Annotated in this window: 14 protein-coding genes; 6 read left to right on the top strand and 8 right to left on the bottom strand. The window is 62.4% G+C overall.

Features of this window, described 5'->3' with window-relative positions:
* Position 1 precedes the first annotated feature (1 nt).
* Positions 2 to 856: a LysR substrate-binding domain-containing protein gene (locus tag G9X67_RS33200; RefSeq protein ID WP_138333359.1), complete on the top strand. Its 855-nt coding sequence runs from the start codon at positions 2 to 4 to the stop codon at positions 854 to 856.
* Positions 857 to 910: 54 nt separating this feature from the next.
* Here the strand turns inward: G9X67_RS33200 and G9X67_RS33195 are convergent, their stop codons facing one another.
* The gene (locus tag G9X67_RS33195) at positions 911 to 1,963 is read right to left on the bottom strand and encodes a low specificity L-threonine aldolase (protein ID WP_138333360.1); all 1,053 of its coding nucleotides are present in this window, start codon (positions 1,961 to 1,963) and stop codon (positions 911 to 913) included.
* A 538-nt stretch (positions 1,964 to 2,501) separates the two neighbouring features.
* Here G9X67_RS33195 and gltB point away from each other — a divergent pair.
* The 3 genes from gltB (at position 2,502) to G9X67_RS33180 (ending at position 9,807) form a co-directional block, all read left to right on the top strand.
* Positions 2,502 to 7,226, top strand: a complete 4,725-nt coding sequence (gene gltB / locus G9X67_RS33190) for a glutamate synthase large subunit (protein ID WP_171600650.1) — start codon at positions 2,502 to 2,504, stop codon at positions 7,224 to 7,226.
* A 226-nt stretch (positions 7,227 to 7,452) separates the two neighbouring features.
* A complete protein-coding gene (locus tag G9X67_RS33185) occupies positions 7,453 to 8,907 on the top strand; it encodes a glutamate synthase subunit beta (protein ID WP_072640575.1) in 1,455 nt (484 codons plus the stop codon).
* A gap of 267 nt (positions 8,908 to 9,174) precedes the next feature.
* Positions 9,175 to 9,807 carry a hypothetical protein gene (locus tag G9X67_RS33180; protein WP_138333362.1) on the top strand — a complete coding sequence of 211 codons (633 nt, stop codon included), beginning with the start codon at positions 9,175 to 9,177 and terminating at the stop codon, positions 9,805 to 9,807.
* Between the two features lie 36 nt (positions 9,808 to 9,843).
* Here G9X67_RS33180 and G9X67_RS33175 read toward each other — a convergent pair whose 3' ends face one another.
* Entirely contained in the window at positions 9,844 to 11,085 is a 1,242-nt protein-coding gene (locus G9X67_RS33175) for a DUF459 domain-containing protein (RefSeq protein ID WP_171600649.1), read from the bottom strand.
* 159 nt (positions 11,086 to 11,244) lie between these two features.
* Positions 11,245 to 12,468, bottom strand: coding sequence for a lytic murein transglycosylase (locus tag G9X67_RS33170; protein ID WP_138333364.1), 1,224 nt, complete (start codon positions 12,466 to 12,468; stop codon positions 11,245 to 11,247).
* Positions 12,469 to 12,672: 204 nt separating this feature from the next.
* On the opposite strand from G9X67_RS33170, the gene galU reads away from it, so the two are divergent.
* Positions 12,673 to 13,560: a UTP--glucose-1-phosphate uridylyltransferase GalU gene (galU, locus tag G9X67_RS33165; RefSeq protein ID WP_003542870.1), complete on the top strand. Its 888-nt coding sequence runs from the start codon at positions 12,673 to 12,675 to the stop codon at positions 13,558 to 13,560.
* A 69-nt stretch (positions 13,561 to 13,629) separates the two neighbouring features.
* Here the strand turns inward: galU and G9X67_RS33160 are convergent, their stop codons facing one another.
* A complete protein-coding gene (locus G9X67_RS33160) occupies positions 13,630 to 15,171 on the bottom strand; it encodes an outer membrane beta-barrel protein (RefSeq protein ID WP_138333365.1) in 1,542 nt (513 codons plus the stop codon).
* A gap of 143 nt (positions 15,172 to 15,314) precedes the next feature.
* Here G9X67_RS33160 and G9X67_RS33155 point away from each other — a divergent pair, with 143 nt between their 5' ends.
* Positions 15,315 to 16,310, top strand: a complete 996-nt coding sequence (locus G9X67_RS33155) for a KpsF/GutQ family sugar-phosphate isomerase (RefSeq protein ID WP_138333366.1) — start codon at positions 15,315 to 15,317, stop codon at positions 16,308 to 16,310.
* Positions 16,311 to 16,338: 28 nt separating this feature from the next.
* Here the strand turns inward: G9X67_RS33155 and G9X67_RS33150 are convergent, their stop codons facing one another.
* From G9X67_RS33150 to G9X67_RS33135, 4 genes are all read right to left on the bottom strand, one after another.
* Entirely contained in the window at positions 16,339 to 16,794 is a 456-nt protein-coding gene (locus tag G9X67_RS33150) for an NfeD family protein (RefSeq protein ID WP_003542867.1), read from the bottom strand.
* Positions 16,795 to 16,797: 3 nt separating this feature from the next.
* On the bottom strand, positions 16,798 to 17,838 hold the full coding sequence (locus tag G9X67_RS33145; RefSeq protein WP_011653489.1) for an SPFH domain-containing protein: 1,041 nt from the start codon (positions 17,836 to 17,838) through the stop codon (positions 16,798 to 16,800).
* Positions 17,839 to 18,016: 178 nt separating this feature from the next.
* Positions 18,017 to 19,051 carry a ferrochelatase gene (gene hemH / locus G9X67_RS33140; protein WP_138333367.1) on the bottom strand — a complete coding sequence of 345 codons (1,035 nt, stop codon included), beginning with the start codon at positions 19,049 to 19,051 and terminating at the stop codon, positions 18,017 to 18,019.
* A 125-nt stretch (positions 19,052 to 19,176) separates the two neighbouring features.
* Positions 19,177 to 21,171 carry a bifunctional UDP-sugar hydrolase/5'-nucleotidase gene (locus G9X67_RS33135; RefSeq protein ID WP_171600648.1) on the bottom strand — a complete coding sequence of 665 codons (1,995 nt, stop codon included), beginning with the start codon at positions 21,169 to 21,171 and terminating at the stop codon, positions 19,177 to 19,179.
* Positions 21,172 to 21,187: the final 16 nt, after the last annotated feature.

Genomic DNA, 21,187 nt, shown 5'->3' with positions numbered 1-21,187 from the left:
CATGCTGGACCTTTCGCAATTGCGCAGTTTCGTCGCCGTCGAACAGATGGGCAGTTTCACGCTCGCCGCAGAAAGGCTGGGTCTCGGGCAGTCGACAGTCAGCCAGCACATTCAGCGGCTGGAGGCAGCGCTCGGGCGCAGGCTGCTGGCACGCGATACGCATAAGGTGATGCTGACCGGCGATGGCGAGGCGCTGTTGTCACATGCGCGCGCCATGCTTTCGATCGAGGGGCAGGTACGGTCGCTGTTTAAGAACAACAGCCTGCGCGGCAGTCTGCGGCTCGGCGTGTCGGAGGATTTCGTCACCAGCCAGCTGCCGGCGGTGCTCGAGGATTTCGTGCGTTCGCACCCTTCGGTCGACCTCGAGCTGACAGTGGCGCTGTCCGGCGTTCTTTACGAGATGCAGGACAATGGCGAGATCGATCTGGTGCTCGCCAAGCGCCGGCTCGGCGATGCACGCGGAAAACTCGTCTATCGCGAGCCGCTCGTCTGGCTGGCGCGCGATCCCGAGCGTGTGCTTGCCACCGGCCCTTTGCCGCTGATCGCCTTTCCGCCGCCGAGCGTCACACGGGTGATCGCGCTCGAAGCACTCGGACGAAACGGGGTGCCGTGGCGGATCGTCTGCACCTGCGGCAGCCTGAGCGGGCTGACGGCGGCGGCGCGGGCCGGGATGGGCGTGCTGGTGCAGCCACGCAGCATGGCGCCGTCCGGTCTGAAGGAGATCGCTGCGGGAAGACTTCCGGTGCTGGAGGATGTGGAATTCGTGCTGGTGCCGCGCAAGGGCGCGGACCAGGCACTGGTTTCAGCACTGTCCGAGGATATTCTGCAAAAGGTGAGGGGACTGCGATCGGCGTGAGTCCTTGCCGTCACCGAAGGGCCTGCCGGGCCGGCAAGCCTTTCGGGCAGGCGATCAGGCGGCCAGGCACTTCAAGAAGCCATCGACATCCGCTTCTGTTGTCGCGAAGCTGGTGACGAGGCGGATCAGGGTTTCGCTTTCGGAAACGAGTTCGGGCATTGCCGTCGGGACTGGCCATTCGTAAAATTTAGCGCCCTTTTCCTCCGCAGTTTTTGTGGCACTTTTGCTGACGACGGCAAAGACTTCGTTGGACGCGGTCGGCCAGGCCAGGCGGGCGGAGTTGCTGGTGGCGATGCCGGCGCGCAGCCTGTCGGCCATGCCGTTCGAATGGCGGGCAAGATCGAGCCAGAGACCGTTTTCGAAATAGGCATCGAACTGGGCGGCGATGAAACGCGACTTGGAAAAGAGCTGGGCGGCGCGCTTGCGGATGAAGGGCATTTCCCGGGCTTGATCCGGATTGAAGAAGACGATCGCTTCGGCACACCAGCAGCCGTTCTTGGTGCCGCCGAAGGACAGCATGTCGACGCCGCGCTTCCAGGTCATTTCGGCCGGGGTGGCGCCGAGTGCGACCAGGGCGTTGGCGAAGCGGGCGCCGTCCATGTGGAGCGGCAGATTGCGCTTCCTTGATATGGCGGCGATCTCGCCGATCTCCGGCAGGGAATAGACGGTGCCGATCTCGGTCGCCTGGGTGATGGTCACCGCGCTGGCGCGGCCGTGATGGACGGCGTCCTCGGGAAAGCTTGCGATCTTCGCCGAAAGCTTTGCCGGATCGATCTTGCCGGCTTCGCCGTCAACGGCAACGAGGCGGGCGGAGCCGGAGAAAAATTCCGGCGCGCCGCATTCATCCTCGATTACATGGGCCTCCGAATGGCAGAAGGTGATGCCGCCGGGCCGCTGGACACTTGCCAGCGACAGGGAGTTGGCGGCTGTGCCGGTGGCGACGAAGAAGATCGAAACCTCACGCTCGAAGATCTCGGAAAAGCGGGCCTCGACCTTCCTGTCGAGATCGCCGGCGCCATAGGCGGCGGCAAAGCCGGGCGATTCCGTCAGCAGACGTTCGGCAATGGATTTGTGGGCGCCGGCCCAGTTATCGGAAGCAAAGAACATGTGGGGAAACCGTGAGAAAGGAAGGGGTTGGCAAGTCCGCAGCGGACATTACGCCAAAGCTTCACAGGATCAAGGTTGTCGCCCGCGACACATCACAGAAATTGAACTACGCAATCAATAAACAAAATAGTACCGTTTGACGTAATTTTATTTCGTCAGCACCACTGGCCAGGTAATCTTCCGTCGCAATTTGACGTTTTTTGACGGAGCGCTCTTGCGGAGCTGAATGCTTTCTGGCATAGAACTGATGAATTAGGACAGTGTTGCTGTCCTATTTTGGCCTTTATGACCGAAGAGGCGCCGAAAGCCCTGGAACAGACCGGCTTTCACGCTATAGTTCTTCCGAGCGCCAAGCCTCAAGGGCGGCGCGCGGAGGCGAATGGCAGGCGCGGAACGCGACGGTTTGCTTTCCTTTAAAGCAGATGTCTGCGGCCGATCTTCACAATGCAACAGCGCTGTCATGCGCCGAACCTATCTTCGGGTTGCGGCGCGGGACGAAAAGCCGCCCGCGGCCCCGCGGGCTTCGACAGGAGGAAAGATGATGACGAAGACGCCATCCATGGAAGTTGACCGGTTTGCTGCTGCAGAGCTGCGCGCGACGGCCAATATCTCCAAATCCGCCTCCGGCCTGCCGAAGAAACAGGGCCTCTACGATCCGCGTAACGAACATGATGCCTGCGGCGTCGGCTTCGTCGCGCATATGAAGGGCCAGAAGTCGCACCAGATCGTCAAGGATGGCCTGTTCATTCTCGAGAACCTGACGCATCGCGGCGCCGTCGGCGCCGATCCGCTGATGGGTGACGGCGCCGGCATCCTGGTGCAGATCCCCGACCGTTTCTTCCGCGAGGAGATGGCCGAGCAGGGCATCACCCTGCCGCCGGTCGGCGAATATGGCGTCGGCCATATCTTCATGCCGCGCGATGAAAAGCAGATCGAGCACTTCAAGAAGGTGATCAAGGATGTCATCACCGAGGAAGGTCAGGTCTTCATCGGCTTTCGCGACGTGCCCGTCGACAATTCCTCGCTCTCCAAGGCGCCGGCCATTGCCGCCACCGAGCCGCATCATGTGCAGGTCTTCATCGGCGCCGGCGAGGATGCCGAAAACAACGACGAGTTCGAGCGCCGGCTGTTCACGCTGCGCAAGGTGATCTCCAACCGTATCTATGACGAGTTCGACGGCGAGGAGAGCAATTTCTATCCGGTGTCGCTGTCGTCGGCGACGGTGGTCTACAAGGGCATGTTCCTGGCTTATCAGGTCGGCGTCTATTACAAGGACCTGTCGGATCCGCGTTTTGAAAGCGCGGTCGCCCTGGTGCACCAGCGCTTCTCGACCAACACCTTCCCGTCATGGAAGCTCGCGCATCCCTACCGCATGGTCGCCCATAACGGCGAGATCAACACGCTGCGCGGCAACGTCAACTGGATGGCGGCGCGCCAGGCGTCGGTCTCCTCACCGCTGTTCGGCGAGGACATCTCCAAGCTCTGGCCGATCTCCTACGAGGGGCAGTCGGACACGGCCTGCTTTGACAACGCGCTCGAATTCCTGGTGCGCGGCGGTTATTCGATGGCGCATGCCGTGATGATGCTGATCCCGGAAGCCTGGGCCGGCAACCAGTCGATGGCGGCCGAACGCAAGGCCTTCTACGAATATCATGCGGCGCTGATGGAGCCCTGGGACGGGCCGGCTGCCGTCGCCTTCACCGACGGCAAGCAGATCGGCGCGACGCTCGACCGCAACGGCCTGCGGCCGGCGCGCTACCTCGTCACCGATGACGACCGCGTCATCATGGCGTCCGAAGCCGGCGTGCTGCCGGTTCCGGAGGAGAAGATCATCCAGAAGTGGCGCCTGCAGCCGGGCAAGATGCTGCTGATCGACATGGAAGAAGGCCGCATCATCTCCGACGACGAGGTGAAGTCGCAACTGGCGACGGCGCATCCCTATCGCAGCTGGCTCAACCGCACCCAGCTCATCCTCGAAGACCTGAAGCCGGTGGAACCGCGGGCACTGCGCCGCGACGTCTCGCTGCTCGACCGCCAGCAGGCCTTCGGCTACACGCTCGAGGACACACGCATCCTGATGTCGCCGATGGCGACGACCGGCCAGGAAGCGATCGGCTCGATGGGCACGGATACGCCGATCTCGGCGATGTCGGAAAAGCCGAAGCTGCTCTACACCTATTTCAAGCAGAACTTCGCGCAGGTGACCAACCCGCCGATCGACCCGATCCGCGAGGAACTGGTCATGAGCCTGGTTTCCTTCATCGGGCCGCGGCCGAACATTCTCGACCATGAGGGGGCGGCCAACGCCAAGCGGCTCGAGGTTCGTCAGCCGATCCTGACCAATGGCGATCTCGAAAAGATCCGCTCGATCGGTCATACGGAAGACCGTTTCGACACCAAGACGCTCGATTTCACCTATGATATCGAGCGTGGTGCCGAAGGCATGCCCGAAATGCTCGACCGGCTCTGCGAGCGCGCGGAAGCGGCCGTCAAGGGCGGCTACAACATCATCGTGCTCTCCGACCGCCAGATCGGGCCGGACCGGATCGCGATTCCTGCTTTGCTCGCCACAGCTGCCGTGCATCACCATCTGATCCGCAAGGGGCTGCGCACCTCGGTCGGTCTCGTCGTCGAGACCGGAGAGCCGCGCGAAGTCCATCATTTCTGCCTGCTTGCCGGCTACGGCGCCGAGGCGATCAACCCCTATCTCGCCTTCGACACGCTGCTCGACATGCATGCCAAGGGCGAATTCCCGAAGGAAGTGGATGCTTCCGAAATCGTCTACCGCTACATCAAGGCGGTCGGCAAAGGCATCCTCAAGGTCATGTCGAAGATGGGCATCTCGACCTACCAGTCCTATTGTGGCGCGCAGATCTTCGATGCGATCGGCCTGCAGTCGGAACTGATCGACAAGTATTTCTTCGGAACCGCGACGATGATCGAAGGCGTCGGCCTCGAGGCGATCGCCGCGGAAACCGTCGCCCGCCATAATGCGGCCTTCGGCACCGATCCGCTTCTTGCCACGACGCTCGATATCGGCGGCGAATATGCCTACCGCATGCGCGGTGAAAGCCATGCCTGGACGCCGGATGCGGTCGCAGCCCTCCAGCATGCCGTGCGCGGCAATGCCGAGGACCGCTACCGCGAATTCGCCGACATGGTGAACAATTCGGCGCTGCGCATGAACACGATCCGCGGGCTCTTCAAGATGAAGAGCGCCGAGGCGCTCGGCCGTACGCCGGTATCGATCGACGAGGTCGAGCCGGCGGCCGATATCGTCAAGCGTTTCTCGACGGGGGCGATGTCCTTCGGATCGATTTCCAGGGAGGCGCATACGACACTGGCGATCGCCATGAACCGGATCGGCGGCAAGTCGAACACCGGCGAGGGCGGCGAAGAATCCGACCGCTATATACCGCTGGCCAATGGTTCGATGAACCCGGAGCGTTCGGCGATCAAGCAGATCGCCTCGGGCCGCTTCGGGGTGACCACCGAATATCTCGTCAATGCCGACGTGCTGCAGATCAAGGTGGCGCAGGGCGCCAAGCCTGGCGAAGGTGGCCAGCTGCCGGGTCACAAGGTTGACGCGACGGTTGCCAAGACCCGCCACTCGACACCGGGCGTCGGCTTGATTTCGCCGCCGCCGCACCACGACATCTATTCCATCGAAGATCTGGCGCAGCTGATCTACGATCTGAAGAACGTAAACCCGACTGCCGATGTTTCGGTCAAGCTGGTCTCGGAAGTCGGCGTCGGTACGGTCGCTGCCGGCGTCGCCAAGGCGCGCGCCGACCATATCACGGTCGCCGGCTTCGACGGCGGCACCGGTGCCTCACCGCTGACCTCGCTCAAACATGCCGGCAGCCCCTGGGAAATCGGCCTTGCCGAGACCCAGCAGACTCTGGTGCTGAACGGCTTGCGTTCGCGCGTCGCCCTGCAGGTGGACGGCGGCCTGAAGACCGGCCGCGACGTTATTATCGGAGCGCTGCTTGGAGCCGACGAGTTCGGCTTTGCCACCGCGCCGCTGATTGCCGCCGGCTGCATCATGATGCGCAAGTGCCATCTCAACACCTGTCCGGTGGGTGTGGCGACCCAGGATCCGGTGCTGCGCAAGCGCTTCAAGGGCGCGCCGGAGCACGTCATCAACTACTTCTTCTTCGTCGCCAACGAAGTGCGCGAAATCCTCGCCTCGCTGGGCTTCACCCGGCTCGACCAGATCATCGGCGCCTCGGAGCTGCTGGAGAAGGACGAGATGCTGAACCACTGGAAGGCGAAGGGCCTCGACTTCAGCCGCATCTTCCACAAGGTCGACGCTCCCAAGGAAGAGACCTTCTGGACGAGCCGGCAGAAGCACCCGATCGACGACATTCTCGACCGCGTGCTGATCGAACAGGCGCAGCCGGCACTGACGGCCAAGACGCCCGTTGCCTTCGAGGTCGGCATCAAGAACGTCGACCGGTCGGTGGGCGCGATGCTTTCCGGCGAGGTCGCCAAGCGTTATCGCCATCGCGGTCTGAAGGAAGACACGATCAACGTGACGCTTCGCGGCACGGCGGGGCAGAGCTTCGGCGCCTTCCTGGCGCGCGGCGTCACCTTCAACCTGATCGGTGACGGCAACGACTATGTCGGCAAGGGCCTTTCGGGCGGCAAGATCATCATCAGGCCGCCGGAGAATTCGAGGATCGTCGCCGAGGACTCGATCATCGTCGGCAACACCGTGCTTTATGGTGCGACCGAGGGCGAATGCTACTTCCGCGGTGTGGCGGGCGAACGTTTCGCCGTGCGCAATTCGGGCGCGATCGCCATCGTCGAGGGTGTCGGCGACCATGGCTGCGAATACATGACCGGCGGCGTCGTCGTTGTGCTCGGCGCCACGGGCCGCAACTTCGCAGCCGGCATGTCCGGCGGTGTCGCCTACGTGCTCGATGAAACCGGTGATTTCGCCAGCCGCTGCAACATGGCAATGGTCGAGCTCGAGCCGGTGCCCGAGGAGGACGACATGCTGGAGAAGCTGCATCATCACGGCGGTGATCTCATGCACAAGGGACGCGTCGACGTCTCTGGCGACATGACGCGCCATGACGAGGAGCGCCTTTACCAGCTGATCTCCAACCATCTGCATTATACGGGCTCGGCCCGCGCCACTGAGATCCTCGACAACTGGGCCGATTACCGGCCGAAATTCCGCAAGGTCATGCCGGTCGAATACCGGCGTGCGCTCGAGGAAATGGAGCGCAGCCGGATGGGCATCGCCGCGGAATGAATTGCACCGGACATCCGTCACCTGACGACTGCAGGTGACGGGTGACGAAAATATCTCGATGACCCGTGACGATCACACCGACGGCGAAGGCTGTCCAGATCGCCCGGATGTCTTTCAGGGGATATGGTCCAATGACGGTCAAGACAAGCAACTTGCCCCGGGTACCGGGACTGACGATAGACAGATTGGCTGCGGTGAGGCGGTCATGAGGGTAAGGGACGAAGATATGGGTAAGGTAACAGGGTTTCTGGAAATCGACCGGCAGGTGGCAAAGTACCAGCCGGCGTCGGATCGTATCCGTCATTTCCGCGAGTTCACGATCCCGATGTCGGACCCGGAAGTGCAGAAACAGGCCGCGCGCTGCATGGACTGTGGCATCCCTTATTGCCACGGCCCGACCGGCTGCCCGGTTCACAACCAGATTCCCGATTGGAACGACCTCGTCTACAACAACAACTGGGAAGCGGCGATCCAGAACCTGCATTCGACCAACAACTTCCCTGAGTTCACCGGTCGCGTCTGCCCGGCGCCTTGCGAGGAAGCTTGCACGTTGAACCTCGAGGATGCGCCGGTCGCCATCAAGACGGTCGAGCAGGCGATCGCCGACAAGGCTTATGAACTCGGTTTCATCCGGCCGCAGCCGGCAACGGTCCATACCGGCAAGAAGGTCGCCGTCATCGGCTCCGGCCCCGCCGGCATGGCGGCCGCCCAGCAGCTCGGCCGCGCCGGCCACGAGGTGCATCTCTATGAGCGCGAGACCAAGCCGGGCGGACTGCTGCGGTACGGCATTCCCGACTTCAAAATGGAGAAGAACTTCATCGACCGTCGCGTCGAGCAGATGAAGGGTGAGGGCGTCACCTTCCATTGCGGCGTCAATATCGGCGTCGACGTCAAGGTCGAGCAGTTGCTCGCCGATCACGACGCCGTGCTTTACTGCGGCGGCTCCGAGACGCCGCGCGAGGCGGGCATTCCGGGCACCGACCTTGCGGGCGTGCATGATGCGATGCCCTATCTGGTGCAGCAGAACCGCCGCGTCGGGCGCGAGAACATCGACAGCGTCGGCTGGCCGTCGGACCCGATCCTTGCCGGCGCCAAACATATCGTCGTCGTCGGCGGCGGGGATACGGCTTCGGACTGCGTCGGCACGGCCTTCCGCCAGGGCGCCGTCAGGGTCACCCAGCTCGACATCCGGCCGCAGCCGCCGGAGAAGGAAGACAAGCTTGCCGTCTGGCCCTTCTGGGCGACGAAGATGCGCACCTCTTCCTCGCAGGCCGAGGGCGCCGTGCGTGAATTCCAGGTGGCCACTCTTGAATTCGTCGGCGAAGACGGTGTGCTGACCGGCGTCAAGTGCTGCGAGGTCGACGAACGCCGGCGGCCGGTTCCAGGCACGGAATTCGTCATCCGGGCCGATCTCGCCTTCATCGCCATCGGTTTCCGCGGGCCGTTCACCGGCAGCGTGCTGAAGGAGCTCGACGGCAAGCTGACGCTCAACACCGATAAGCGCGGCTCGACCAACGTCGTCGCCAACGACCGCGACTACAAGACTTCGGTCGACAAGTTCTGGACGGCGGGCGACGTGCGCCGCGGCCAATCGCTGGTGGTCTGGGCGATCCGTGAAGGCCGCCAGGCTGCGCGCGCCATCGACGAGGAATTGATGGGCTCGACCGTTCTGCCGAACTGACCGCCAGCCGCACACCTGCCCGAAGACCACGAACTCCGCCCCTCCGGCGGAGTTTTTTCATGGTGCACAGCGCTGTAGTGCGACCGCTTGACGCGGAGGCTCTGCGCCGCAAGCCCCAGGCAATGCCGGGAAGCGAGATTTTCCGCCGGACGCGGGCTCAGAAGGAGCCGGCGGCGACCGAAGTGGAGGTGCCCTGCCGTTTTGGCCACAGCACATTTCACCATCGGTCGCGACGCAAGGCCGCGAATGATCGACAAGGATTTTCAAATGGTTTCCGCACTTGACAGCACACGGCTGGTTTCGGCCCAATATGCCCTGAAAAACCTTCGCGGCTCCGATGACAGCGCGCAGGATACGCAGAGTTCATCGGTTGCCAGCATTCTGAGCAGCTACGGGCTCGATGCGAGCTCTTCCTCGCTTCTTTCCAACCAGGCCCTTTCTGGGCTGCTCGACAGGCTTTCGGCCCAAAGCGACACGTCGGACGAGTCCGACACGACGGGTGACGGCGCCGACGTCACCAGCGCCTCGTTCATGTCGATGCTGAAGCAGCAGCTGCAGGATGCGGCTGCGGCCGAAGGCGAGAGCGGCAAGGCCCATGACATGCTGGCCGCCCTCGAAGCGGGTACGCTCACCATCACCGATCCGACACAGGGCGTATCTATAACCGCCTGGGATGTCGACGATCCCGACGAGGCGGACACCGAGAGCAAGGCCGGCAAGGATATCGACGTCAGCGGCTGGAGCGACTTCCTCGACGCGCATCTGGAGCGCGGCGCCGATGGCGCCTTCGTCAAGGAAAACGGCAGTTATGTCGACCAGACGAACGACAGCAACGCTTTCTTCGGCCTGATCGGCTCGAACTATTATTATCTGAGCTGGCCGCAGGCGACGTCCGCATAAACTGCGTGAAGCAAAAGGGCGCCTCGGGCGGCCTTTTCATTTGACCGAGACTTCGGCCGGCGCCTTAACCGCCGGCAGGCGGTAGTCATCGACGCGGCCTGGAGGTGCTGGCGTCATTTCGCCCTGCTCGACCAGGAGATCGCGCGGCGAGCGCGTCAAAGTCATCGGTGGCGGCCTGGCACCGAGAAGCTCGGCGCCGCCGTCGAGATTGGGATCGGAGAGACTGATCGGCACGGTATGTTCGACCGGATTGGTGGGAAGGCCGAGACCGGGCAGATTGCTGGAGTCGAGGCGGACCAGATCGGGGCTTGCCTGCGTGCCGAGAAGACGCCGCGCCGGTTTTTCCACATAGAAGGCGAGCTTGCGCCGGCCGGCCTGCGTAAGGTTGATGCCATCGGAGGTGCGCAGGCGCACCTGCTGGCCGTTCACATCCGAACCGGTGACGATGAAGTTGCCGTTTTCGTCGACGAAACCATCCCAGATATCGACGAATTCACCGCCGATGCTTTCGACCTGGTTGCGATAGAGCTGGTTCATCTGGACGGCATCGGCCGTCATCGAATCGGATTCGAAGGCGGGAAGACCGACCCAGAGCAGCGGGATCTTGCGGTCGGTGACCTCCTTGCCGAAGGAAAGCACGCGGCGGCGGTATTCGGTGAACCAGCCATCGGTGCGGAATTTTTCCTTGGCGGTGTCGGTCACCATCTGCTGGCGGTCGTTGGCGCCGATCATGACGACGACCATTGCCGGCTTCAGCTCGTCGATCATCTTCGGCAGCTGTTCCGGCCAGTCGTAATAATCGTCGCGGACAAGGCCTGAGGAGACGTTGCCGCGGGCTTCGACGACCACACCCGGCGAGGTCTCGAAGGCGGCGGTGAGGCCGTCGCCGAGGCCGCTGGCCAGGAAATCGCCGACGATCAGGATCTTTCGGGCGTCGCCGAGCTTCTGTACGGCCGGCTCCTCCTCCTGTACGGGAGCGCGGACCGGCGGTGCAGTGCGGGTATTGACGATGGCTTTCTGCGCCGGCGGGCGTTTGCGCTGCTGGCGTCTCGGCTGCTGCACGTCAGGGGCCTGCGGCCCGTCGTCGAGATAGCGCCGGCCAAGGAAGAAATCGAAGATCGACCGGCGCTGATAGCGCTGCTCCTGGGCTTCGGCGACATGCACCGGCGCAGACACGCCAAGGCATAGCGAAGCCGCCGCCAAGGCGAGCACGAGCCAACGGATTTTACGGGTCCGATCAGTTTTCTTCGTCATGGGCAGTTCCGCATCTGCCGGCATCTTGCACGCAGGGCAGGCCAGCGTCCACTCCCACTGATATCTAGGTCACGGTTCTGCCGCTTCCAATGCGGGTTCGCCAAAACCGTGCGGCAGGACGGGGCGACCTGCATGAGACAAAGACTTGAAGCGCCCTGCATGATTCCCGAACCGACGCGAACTCTAGCGGCGCAGGGCGTTCAGCAGCGGCAGCGAGGGCTCGCCGTCCGGCTGCATGCCGATGCGCGACTGCACGGCTGATATCGCCGCCTTCGAACCCGAGCCGAAATTGCCGTCGACCTCGCCGTTGTAATAGCCGAGCGTCTTGAGACGCGTCTGCAGCTCGAATTTCTCGGTGATGTCGAGTGCGCCGTTCGGACGCGGCCAACGCTGCTGCATCCCGCCGTAGCCGGCGATCTGGTCGGCCAGCAGGCCGACGGCAAGCGCGTAGCTGTCCGAGGCATTGTAGTTCTTGATGGTGAAGAAGTTGGCGGTCATCAAGAAACCCGGGCCGCCAGCTCCGGCCGGCATCTTCAGCACGGCTTTGGTAGCGCTCTCGCGAAAGGCCTTGCCGTTCGGGCGTGTCAGGCCGAGTGCCGCCCATTGGGCCAGTGTATGGGTCTTGCCGGCCTGCTTGGCGGCCGCTGCGGGAACAACGACCTCATAGCCCCAGGTCTTGCCGGTATCCCAGCCGTTCTTCATCAGGAGGTTGGCCGAGGTCGCCAGCGCGTCGGGGATCGAGTTCCAGATATCGCGATGGCCGTTGCCGTCGGCATCGATGGCATAAAGCAGGTAGCTTGTCGGAATGAACTGGGTGTGGCCCATGGCGCCGGCCCAGGAGCCGGTCATCTCGCGTGCCGGCACATCGCCGTTCTGCAGGATCTTCAGCGCGGCGACCAGCTGTTTCTTGGCGAATTTGGCGCGGCTCGGATCGGCATAGGCAAGCGTTGCCAGGGCGCGCGGCACGTAGTGCAACCGGTCGTCCTTGTCGAGGACTGCGCCGTAATTCGATTCCATCGACCAGATGGCCAGCAGAATGGTCTTGTCGACCCCGAAGCGCTGCTCGATCGCAGCGAGCGTCCTTGCGTGCTTGGCGGCCATCTCGCGGCCGATCTTGACCGTATAGGGGTTGACGCGGGAATCGACATAGTCCCAGATCTTCGAGGTGAATTCCGGCTGGTAGGCCGCCTTTTCGAGCACGGTCGGATCGGGCTCGCTCACTCCGGAAAAGGCCTTTTGATAGGTTGCCTTACTGATGCCACTCTGAGCGGCAGTCTGGTAAAAATCCGCGATCCATTTCTGGAAGCGGGAATCAGCTTGCGCGTTGTCGGGGACCAGTGCCACCTGGACGGCGACAACGAGGGCGAGAGCAAGACCACGAAGGGAGTTTTTGTGATTCTGGGTCATCGACAGTCGTATCCGTCATCTTTAGTTTCTGGTGCAGCGGGGCATCACGTCCGCCCAGACCCGAGACTACAGGAACGGAGTCAACAAATTCTTTACCATGGCGGCCCGCTGCGGTCACCATTTGCAAAACAGTAGCAATTCTATACTAGTTAAAGCTAAAAAGCTCTATTTCCAAAGCGATATGATCGAAGCAGGAGGCCGGGTGTGGCTCAACACAACAAAGTTCGTAAAGCAGTATTTCCGGTTGCCGGGTTGGGAACGCGATTCCTGCCGGCGACAAAGGCTGTTCCGAAGGAAATGTTGACCGTCGTCGACAAGCCAATCATTCAATATGTCGTCGATGAGGCGATCGAAGCCGGGATCGAACATCTGGTCTTCGTCACCGGACGCAACAAGCACGTCATCGAAGATTATTTCGACATTCATTTCGAGCTGGAACAGACGCTGCGCGAACGCGCCAAGAAGGCGGAGATTACCCTTCTCGCCCAGCAATTGCCGAAGGCAGGCACGGTGAGCTTCACTCGCCAGCAGGAGCCGCTCGGCCTCGGCCACGCCGTGTGGTGCGCGCGTGAGATCGTCGGCGACGAGCCCTTCGCGCTGCTGCTGCCCGATATGATCATGAAGGGTGACAAGGGCTGCATGAAGGGCATGATCGACCTCTATGCCCAGAGCGGCGGCAATATCATTGCCGTCGAGGAATGCGCGCCGGATCAGGCGCATAAATACGGCATCGTCGGCGTCGGCGAGGCGATCGGCGATGGCTTCCGCATCACCGGCATGGTGGAAAAGCCTGCCAAGGGGACGGCGCCTTCCAACTTCTTCATCAACGGCCGCTATATCCTGCAGCCTGAGATCTTCAAGATCCTCGAAACCCAGGAGCGCGGCGCCGGCAACGAGATCCAGCTCACCGACGGCATGCTGAAGCTGCTGAAGGAACAGGATTTCGCCGGTTACCACTTCCGCGGCGCGACTTACGACTGCGGCGCCAAGGACGGCTTCATTCTGGCGAACGTCGCCTTCGCCCTCGAACGCGCCGATATCCGCCCCTCCGTCGAAGGCGGCTTCAGGGAACTGCTGGCCGGCCTGAAATAAGTTGCAGATTCAACGCGATAAAGCGCCGCGTGTCCTAACGGATGCGCGGCGCTTTATTTTCCGACATTCTTAGCGTTTCAGCTTGAGACCGACGCCGGCTCGCCATTGCTGCGAATCGGTGCCTTCCTTGCGCGTCGTCAGCTCGTAGCCGAGTGTGCTGGTCAGATCGAGATAGCGGTTGATGTTCCAGGTCAAGCCGGTTGCGGCGGTATAGACGAGCTCATCGTTAATCGTGCTGTCCGTGGGATAATCGCGCCATATGACCCCGCCGATCATCGTCCCGACCAGATTGTCGCGCAGCTGGTGGGTGACCGTCGTCGTCAGCGCGTGTGAGACGTAGCCGCTTTCGCCTGCCGTGGTCGAGGGTTGGATGCTCGTCTGCAGGTCGAGATTGACATCGGTGCCGCGGATCGGCGACCAGAGCAGGCTCGCATCGAGCGTGGCTGTATCGATCGAGGACAGCCGGCTGTCTTCGAAATCCGCCATCTCGTAGCCGAGGCCGACTTCACCCTTCAGCTTTTCGCCGAGATCGACCTCGACGCCTGCCTTGGCGCCATAGCTATGGCCGGAGCGCTCGTAACCGGCAGAGTCGCGGGTTTCGTCATAGACCGAACGGCCGATCGTCGCCTCGATGAAGGGAATGAGCGCGGGAGACAGCTCGTAGCCGACGCGGCCGCGCAGCGTACCCGTCGTCTGGTTGCGATCGCTGAGGGCGACGGTGGTGCCGTTCGCAAGCTTGGCATCCGAATAGATCGAGCGGGTCAGTGCCAGTGCCGTCGTGCCGCGCAGGATGCCGAAATCGCGTTGGACGGAGGCGCCGGCCGAAATTTCCTGCACGTCCGACTGCTGTGCGGCGTCGGCGATGGCGTCGGGATCATCCGTATCCTCACGGTAGAAATTATAGCCAGCGGTGAGGTGCGCGGTCGTATCGTCGGGAAGATCCAGCCTGAGATCGCCGTTGACTTTAAAGGAAGGCTGCTCCTCGCCCTCGCCGCTGATATTCCTCTGCCAGGCACCTTCCGAGGTGACGGTCAGCTGGTGCCGACCCCAGTCGGAAGTCAGTGTCGCTGCGGCATCCGTTTCGAGAAAGGCGCGCCGCTGCCTGGTATTGCCGTCCTTGGTGGTCTCGGTGTTGATGCTCTGGGTGACGCTCGGGCGGAGCACGAAAGTGCCAATCGGGATTCCCGGCGTTTCCTCTGTCGAGGCGCTATCGGCAGCCCTGCGGCGCGGCAGCGTCTCGTCGCTCGGCGCCTCGCGGGTGTTCAGCCGGCGTATGTCTTCGTCGAGGATGGAGCCGGTAATGTCGTCGCCGGCTTGCGCATCCGGTATGGCGGGCCGCTGCTGGGCATCGTCCGCGTTCGCGGTCGCGCCGTTTGCCGTAGGCGCAATGGTATCGCCGGTCTCGTCATCGAAACCGGCGGCGGATGCGGCATTGTTGGTGGCGCGGTTATCCTGGGAGGCGGCGGAGCGGCTGTTTGCCGGCTGTGTCGAGGTGGACTGCGCGAAGGCTGCCGTCTGGCTGAGAAGCAGACCACCGACCACTGCAAAAGAGACGGCACGGCTCATGGCGCGGAGCGGCGTCACACTGCTCGTCTGTTTTGGCTGGCCCATGCAATTCGCGCCTGACATGCTTTCGGTTCTTACCCAAAGGTAAAGCCTCGTGGTTAATCATTCGTTGCTGTCGGCGGGCGCTGTTCACAATTCGGAAAGAGTGCGGGGTGGACTTGGAAAGTGAAAAGGTCTAACGCAACTTCATGAACAGAAGAGCGATCAACCTCGTTGAAAACAGCGTGCTCGAGTCGGCAAAACGCACGATAGAGACCGAAAGACGCGGTCTTGAAGCGCTCGAACAAGCTTTTGACAATGGATTGGCCGGCCCTTTCACACGGGCCGTCGAAGTCATCGGCGACATCTCCGGACGTGTGATTGTCACCGGCGTCGGCAAGAGTGGGCATATCGGCGCCAAGCTCGCGGCGACATTCGCTTCGACCGGAACACCCGCCTTTTTCGTGCATGCGGCGGAAGCCAATCACGGCGATCTCGGCATGATCGAGCGTGATGACGTTGTGCTGGCGATTTCGAAAGGCGGCGAGAGCGCCGAACTCAAGAGCATCATTTCCTTCACGCGGCGCTTCTCCATTCCGCTGATCGCGATCACCTGCAGCGAAGGCTCCTCGCTCGCCGCCGCCGCCGATATCGTCCTTCTGATGCCGAACGAACAGGAAGCCTGCCCCAATGGGCTGGCGCCGACGACCTCGACGCTGATGCAGCTTGCAATCGGCGACGCGCTGGCGGTGGCGCTGTTGGAGGCGCGCGGCTTTACCGCCACGGATTTCCACGTCTTCCATCCGGGCGGCAAGCTGGGCGCGAGCCTGATGCATGTCGCCGATATCATGCACACCGGCGAGCGGCTGCCGCTCGTTGCCAAGGGCACACCGATGCCGGAGGCCATCACGGTCCTGTCGCGCAAGCATTTCGGCTGCGTCGGCGTGCTTGATGAGGATGGGCGGCTCTGTGGTATCGTCACCGAAGGCGACATGGCGCGCAACCTGACGCGCAATCTTGCCGAGCTTGCCGTCGACGACATCATGACGCGGACGCCGAAGACGGTGAAGCAGACGGTGCTGGCGACCGCAGCCCTGGCGCTGCTCAACCAGCATCACATCGGCGCGCTGATCGTCATCGACGACGACAGCCGGCCGGTCGGGCTGGTGCATTTCCACGACCTGCTGCGGATCGGCGTCGCCTGATCAGGTTCGTTTGATCAGCGTTATTTGATCAGACGGGCTCGACCGTCAGGTCGCGGCCATTGCTCGAAACCACCTTCACCTGCGTTCCGACGGGCAGGTCAGGCCCCATCACCTGCCATAGCGTATCGTCGAGGCGGATGCGGCCGCGGCCCTCGCGGATCGGTTCGTGCAGGGTCGCCGTGCGGCCGACGAGGCTGGCGCCGCGCTGATTGAGAAAGGGCTCGTCGGTGGTCGCATTGCGCAGGGTCAGCCGGCGGCCGGCGAAGGTCGTGGCAACGGCGAGAAGCGCAAAAAGGATCGCCTGCAACTCCCAGACCCAGAAGGCGCTGTCCCAAAAGAGCAGCGACAGCGCGCCGACGATCAGGGCGGCAAGGCCGATCCAGACCAGGAAGAAGCCGGGAACGATCATTTCCGCGGCGAGCAGCACGAGGCCCGCGACCCACCAGCTCCACGGACCGAGTTCGGCGACGATCTTCGCCAGCATGGCTTAACGCTCCTGCTCGGGATTGAAAGGATTGGGGGTCGACGGATTGATCGGTGGCGTCGAGCGCGCCGGTGCGGGGCGCGGACGCGGCGGTACCGGCAGCGGTGTTGACGGGCTGTTGCCGGCATCGCCGAAGACCTCGCGGGCAATGGCGCCGATACCACCGAGCGAACTCAGGATGGAAGAGGCTTCCATCGGCATCATCACGATCTTGGAATTGGGCGCCGAACCGATCGAGGTGAGCGCCTCGGTATATTTCTGGGCAACGAAATAGTTGATCGCCTGAATGTCGCCAGCGGCGATGGCTTCAGAGACCATCTTCGTCGCCTTGGCCTCGGCCTCGGCCAGGCGTTCGCGGGCTTCGGCGTTGCGGAAGGCGGCTTCGCGCTGGCCTTCGGCCTGCAGGATGGCGGATTGCTTGGCGCCTTCGGCCCTCAGAATCTGTGCGTTGCGCGAGCCTTCGGCCTCCAGCACCTGGGCGCGTTTCTCGCGCTCGGCCTTCATCTGGCGGGCCATCGCATCGACGAGGTCGCGCGGCGGCTGAATGTCCTTGATCTCGACGCGGGTGACCTTGATACCCCAGGGATGCACGGCCTCGTCGACGACGCGCAGCAGCCGGTCGTTGATCGCATCGCGGTTGGAGAGCAGTTCATCAAGATCCATCGAACCCATGACCGAGCGGATGTTGGTCATGGTGAGATTGAGGATGGCGTTTTCGAGGTTGGAGACCTGATAGGCAGCCTGGGCGGCGTTCAGCACCTGATAGAAAGAGACGGCATCGGCCGAAACCGAGGCATTGTCCTTGGTGATCACCTCCTGGGTCGGCACGTTCAGCACCTGCTCCATGACGTTCAACTTGGCGCCGACGCGCTCGATGAAGGGGGTGATGAGGTTGAGGCCTGGCTCCAGCGTGCGGGTATAACGCCCGAAGCGCTCGATCGTATAGCGGTAGCCCTGCGGCACGGTCTTGATCCCGGCAAAGAGTACCAGGATGACGAAGATGACCAGTACGATCACGACGATGTCGAAGCCGCCGAACAGCATGAAAAATTCCTCCTATCGGCGCATTCGCGCCCACCTACACCACTGATGTGGTGAGTTAGCATGTTCTTTGCGAGGAGGAAATGACGCACGGCTGCCGCACCTTCCAAGCGAAAGGACGGTAAGGTCCGTCGGGTCGTCGCCGACTATCCGTGCGGTGTAAATTTCTGAAGATGGTTTCTTAGATCCAGCCCTGCAATTCGCGGCGGACGACCTTTTCCAGCACCTTCATGCCGTCCTCGCCATCGTTGAGGCAGGGGATATGCGCGAACTTCTCGCCGCCGTTTTCGTGGAAGGAGTGGGCGGCCTGTTCGGCGATCTCCTCCAGCGTCTCCAGACAGTCGGAGACGAATCCGGGATTGATGACGGCGATGCGTTTGACGCCGTCCTTGGCGAGTTTCTCAACGGTCTTGTCGGTATAGGGCTGCAGCCATTCCTCCGGCCCGAAGCGGGACTGGAAGGTCACCATGAAGTTTTCTTTGGTGAGCCCGAGCCTCTCGCGCAGCAGCCGGCCGGTCTTCTGGCATTGACAGTAATAGGGATCGCCTTGCTTGAAATAGGACATCGGTATGCCGTGGAAGGAGGCGAGCAGCATCTCGGGCTTCCAGTCGAGGGTCGAAAGATGCCTTTCGACGGATGCGGCGAGCGCTTCGATATAGGTCTCGTCGTCATGATAGGCGGGAACGGTGCGCAGCGCCGGCTGCCAGCGCATTGAGAGCAGCTTCTGGAAGGCCTTGTCGTTGACGGTGGCGGTCGTCGCCGCCGCATATTGCGGATAGAGCGGGAAGAGCACGATCCGGTCGCAGCCTTCTTCTTTCAGCGCGTCGATGCGCGAGGCGATCGACGGCGTGCCGTAGCGCATCGCCCAGTCGACCTTGACGCTATCAAGATCCTTCAGGCGCTCGGCCATCAGTTCCGACTGGTTGCGGGTGTAGGTGCGCAGATAACTTTCGTTCCTCTCCTTGTTCCAGATCAACTCATAGGCCTTACCGACCTTTTGCGGGCGGGTGTTGAGGACGATGCCGAACAGGATCGGATACCACTTCCAGGGCGACCATTCGATGACGCGGCGATCGGTCAGGAATTCCCTGAGGTAACGGCGCATCGACGTATAATCGGTGCCGTCAGGCGTGCCGAGATTGACCAGCAGAACACCGACCTTGCCAAATTTGACGGCCGGATGGTCGGCCGGGCGGAGTGAAATATCTGCTGTCATTCTGACCCCAAAGCTCTTTCTGTCTCTTCGGCTCATACGCAGCCTGGAGATCGTGGTTCACCCTATAGAAAGAAAAGCCGGCCCGGGAAACCCCGGACCGGCCATTGGCATCGGGACAAATCGTCTTACTTGGCAGGGACCTCGATCTCCTTGCCGACCGTCAGGTGACGCGGGTTCGGCTTGCCATTGGCATCCGAAAGCTTCCGCCACAGCGTGCCGTCGCCATAGAAGGTCACTGCGAGATCCCAGAAGGTGTCGCCCGCGGCGATGACGTGGGTGGAAGGCGTCGTCGCGGCAGGTGTGGAGGCTGCCGGTGCGGGTGCCGGTTCCGCAGCGGGTGCGGGTGTTGCTGGCGCCGGTGCCGCGGGTGCAGGAGTCGGTTCTGCAGGTGCCGCCGGCGCGGGAGCCGGTGCTGCTGGGGCCGGGGCAGCGGGTGCGGGAGCCGGCTTGGTGGATGGGGCGGGAGCAGCCGGTGCAGGGCTGGGTTCGGCAGAGGGAGCCGGAGCAGGCGCTGCCTGCGCCAGTTCCGTGACGCGGCCGTCCGTGTAGGGCTTGTAAGGCGAATGCGCGGCGACATATTCGGCGGTCACGTCGGCAAGATCCGGACCATAGTCATAGGCGTTCTGGCCGTCCTTGAAGATCGAATAGCCATCGCCGCCGGCCCGCATGAAGTTGTTGGTGGCGACTTTGTAGGTCTTGGCGGGATCGATCGAAGCGAAATTGTCGCCGTCCTTCACCTGAACATCGCTGACGCGGCTGCCGACGGGTTTCGACTGGTCGAAGGAGAACTTCAGGCCGGCGACCTGCGGAAAGCGCCCGGCGCCCTGGTCGATCTGGCTGACGCCGTTTTCGAGCGCCTTGACGATGTCTGCGCCGGTCGTCTCAAACGTAGCGAGCGTGTTTTGGAAAGGCAGGACAGTGATGACCTCGCCCTGGGTGACCTCGCCGCCGTCGATCGAAGCGCGCAGGCCGCCGCCGTTCTGAACGGCGATGGTGACGCCCTGGTTTTTGGTGCGATCGAGCATGGCGTCGGCCACAAGGTTGCCCATCGAGCACTCCTTGACGCGGCAGACCTTGCGGTCGCCTTCGATCGGGCTTTCCGAGGAGCCGATCACCTTTTTGCGCAGGTCCTCGATCGGTTTTGCCAGTTCGGCGATACGGGCGATGACGGCCGGATCGGGCGTGAAGGTGGAATCGATCAGGATCGGATCGCCCTTGGCATCCTTGACGACGCCGCTATCGTCGAAATTGACGACGAGATCGCCGAGATACTTGCTGTAGGAGGCGGCCTGGACGACCGGTACCTTGTAGCCACCGGGATTGTCGACCATCGTCGGGTAGGGGCCTTCAGCCTTCGGGTCGGTGTTGGAGAGCAGGCTGTGGGAATGGCCGCCGACGACGATATCGACATCCGGGATCTTGGCGATCAGGGCGAGATCGCGGGGATAACCGACATGGGTCAGCGCGATGATCTTGTTGACGCCCTGGCCCTTCAGATCCTGAATGGCCGCTGTGATGGTCTCAACGTCATCGGCGATCGTGACGTTCGGGCCGGGGGAGGAAAGCTCTGCCGTATCATTGGTGACGGCGCCGACGATGCCGATCTTCTGGCCGCCGACATCGAGCACCAGCGACGGCTTGATGCGGTCACCGAGCTTGGAGGCGGCCGTCGCCTTGACGTTCGCGGTCACGACAGGGAACTGGACCTTGTCGAGGAAGGTCGCGAGCCCGTCCTCGCTGTCGTCGAATTCATGGTTGCCGACGGTCATGGCGTCGAACTTCATCAGGTTGAGGAATTCGGCTTCGGCTGCCCCCTTGTAGGTCGTGTAGAAGAGCGAGCCCTGGAAATTGTCGCCGGCATTGAGGAGGACGACGTTCTTGCCGGATAGCGCCTGACGGCGCTGGTCGATCGCGGTCTTCAGGCGGGCAGCACCACCGAAGCATTCCTTCTTGCCTTCCTCCTCGGCCGAGCAGGTGGAGTCGAACTTGTTGATCGATTCGATGCGCGAATGGAAATCGTTGATATGAAGAATATTGAGTTCGTAATCCGCAAAGGCGGCGCCCGCGCTGAGCGCCAGCATGGACGCGGTCAAAAGACCGAAGCTGAAAGACTTCGTCATCCCTGTTCTCCTGATT

It is taken from the genome of Rhizobium sp. WYCCWR 11152 (assembly GCF_013087615.1).
In the GTDB taxonomy this organism is placed as follows: domain Bacteria; phylum Pseudomonadota; class Alphaproteobacteria; order Rhizobiales; family Rhizobiaceae; genus Rhizobium; species Rhizobium indicum.
This window is presented reverse-complemented; position numbering and strand designations above follow the sequence as displayed.

Bases quoted from the DNA above. Each gene is read 5' to 3' on its own strand.
- G9X67_RS33200 (WP_138333359.1), top strand. From the start codon at position 2: ATGCTGGACCTTTCGCAATTGCGCAGTTTCGTCGCCGTCGAACAGATG.
- G9X67_RS33195 (WP_138333360.1), bottom strand. From the start codon at position 1,963: ATGTTCTTTGCTTCCGATAACTGGGCCGGCGCCCACAAATCCATTGCC.
- gltB (WP_171600650.1), top strand. From the start codon at position 2,502: ATGATGACGAAGACGCCATCCATGGAAGTTGACCGGTTTGCTGCTGCA.
- G9X67_RS33185 (WP_072640575.1), top strand. From the start codon at position 7,453: ATGGGTAAGGTAACAGGGTTTCTGGAAATCGACCGGCAGGTGGCAAAG.
- G9X67_RS33180 (WP_138333362.1), top strand. From the start codon at position 9,175: ATGGTTTCCGCACTTGACAGCACACGGCTGGTTTCGGCCCAATATGCC.
- G9X67_RS33175 (WP_171600649.1), bottom strand. From the start codon at position 11,085: ATGCCGGCAGATGCGGAACTGCCCATGACGAAGAAAACTGATCGGACC.
- G9X67_RS33170 (WP_138333364.1), bottom strand. From the start codon at position 12,468: ATGACCCAGAATCACAAAAACTCCCTTCGTGGTCTTGCTCTCGCCCTC.
- G9X67_RS33160 (WP_138333365.1), bottom strand. From the start codon at position 15,171: ATGGGCCAGCCAAAACAGACGAGCAGTGTGACGCCGCTCCGCGCCATG.
- G9X67_RS33155 (WP_138333366.1), top strand. From the start codon at position 15,315: ATGAACAGAAGAGCGATCAACCTCGTTGAAAACAGCGTGCTCGAGTCG.
- G9X67_RS33150 (WP_003542867.1), bottom strand. From the start codon at position 16,794: ATGCTGGCGAAGATCGTCGCCGAACTCGGTCCGTGGAGCTGGTGGGTC.
- G9X67_RS33145 (WP_011653489.1), bottom strand. From the start codon at position 17,838: ATGCTGTTCGGCGGCTTCGACATCGTCGTGATCGTACTGGTCATCTTC.
- hemH (WP_138333367.1), bottom strand. From the start codon at position 19,051: ATGACAGCAGATATTTCACTCCGCCCGGCCGACCATCCGGCCGTCAAA.
- G9X67_RS33135 (WP_171600648.1), bottom strand. From the start codon at position 21,171: ATGACGAAGTCTTTCAGCTTCGGTCTTTTGACCGCGTCCATGCTGGCG.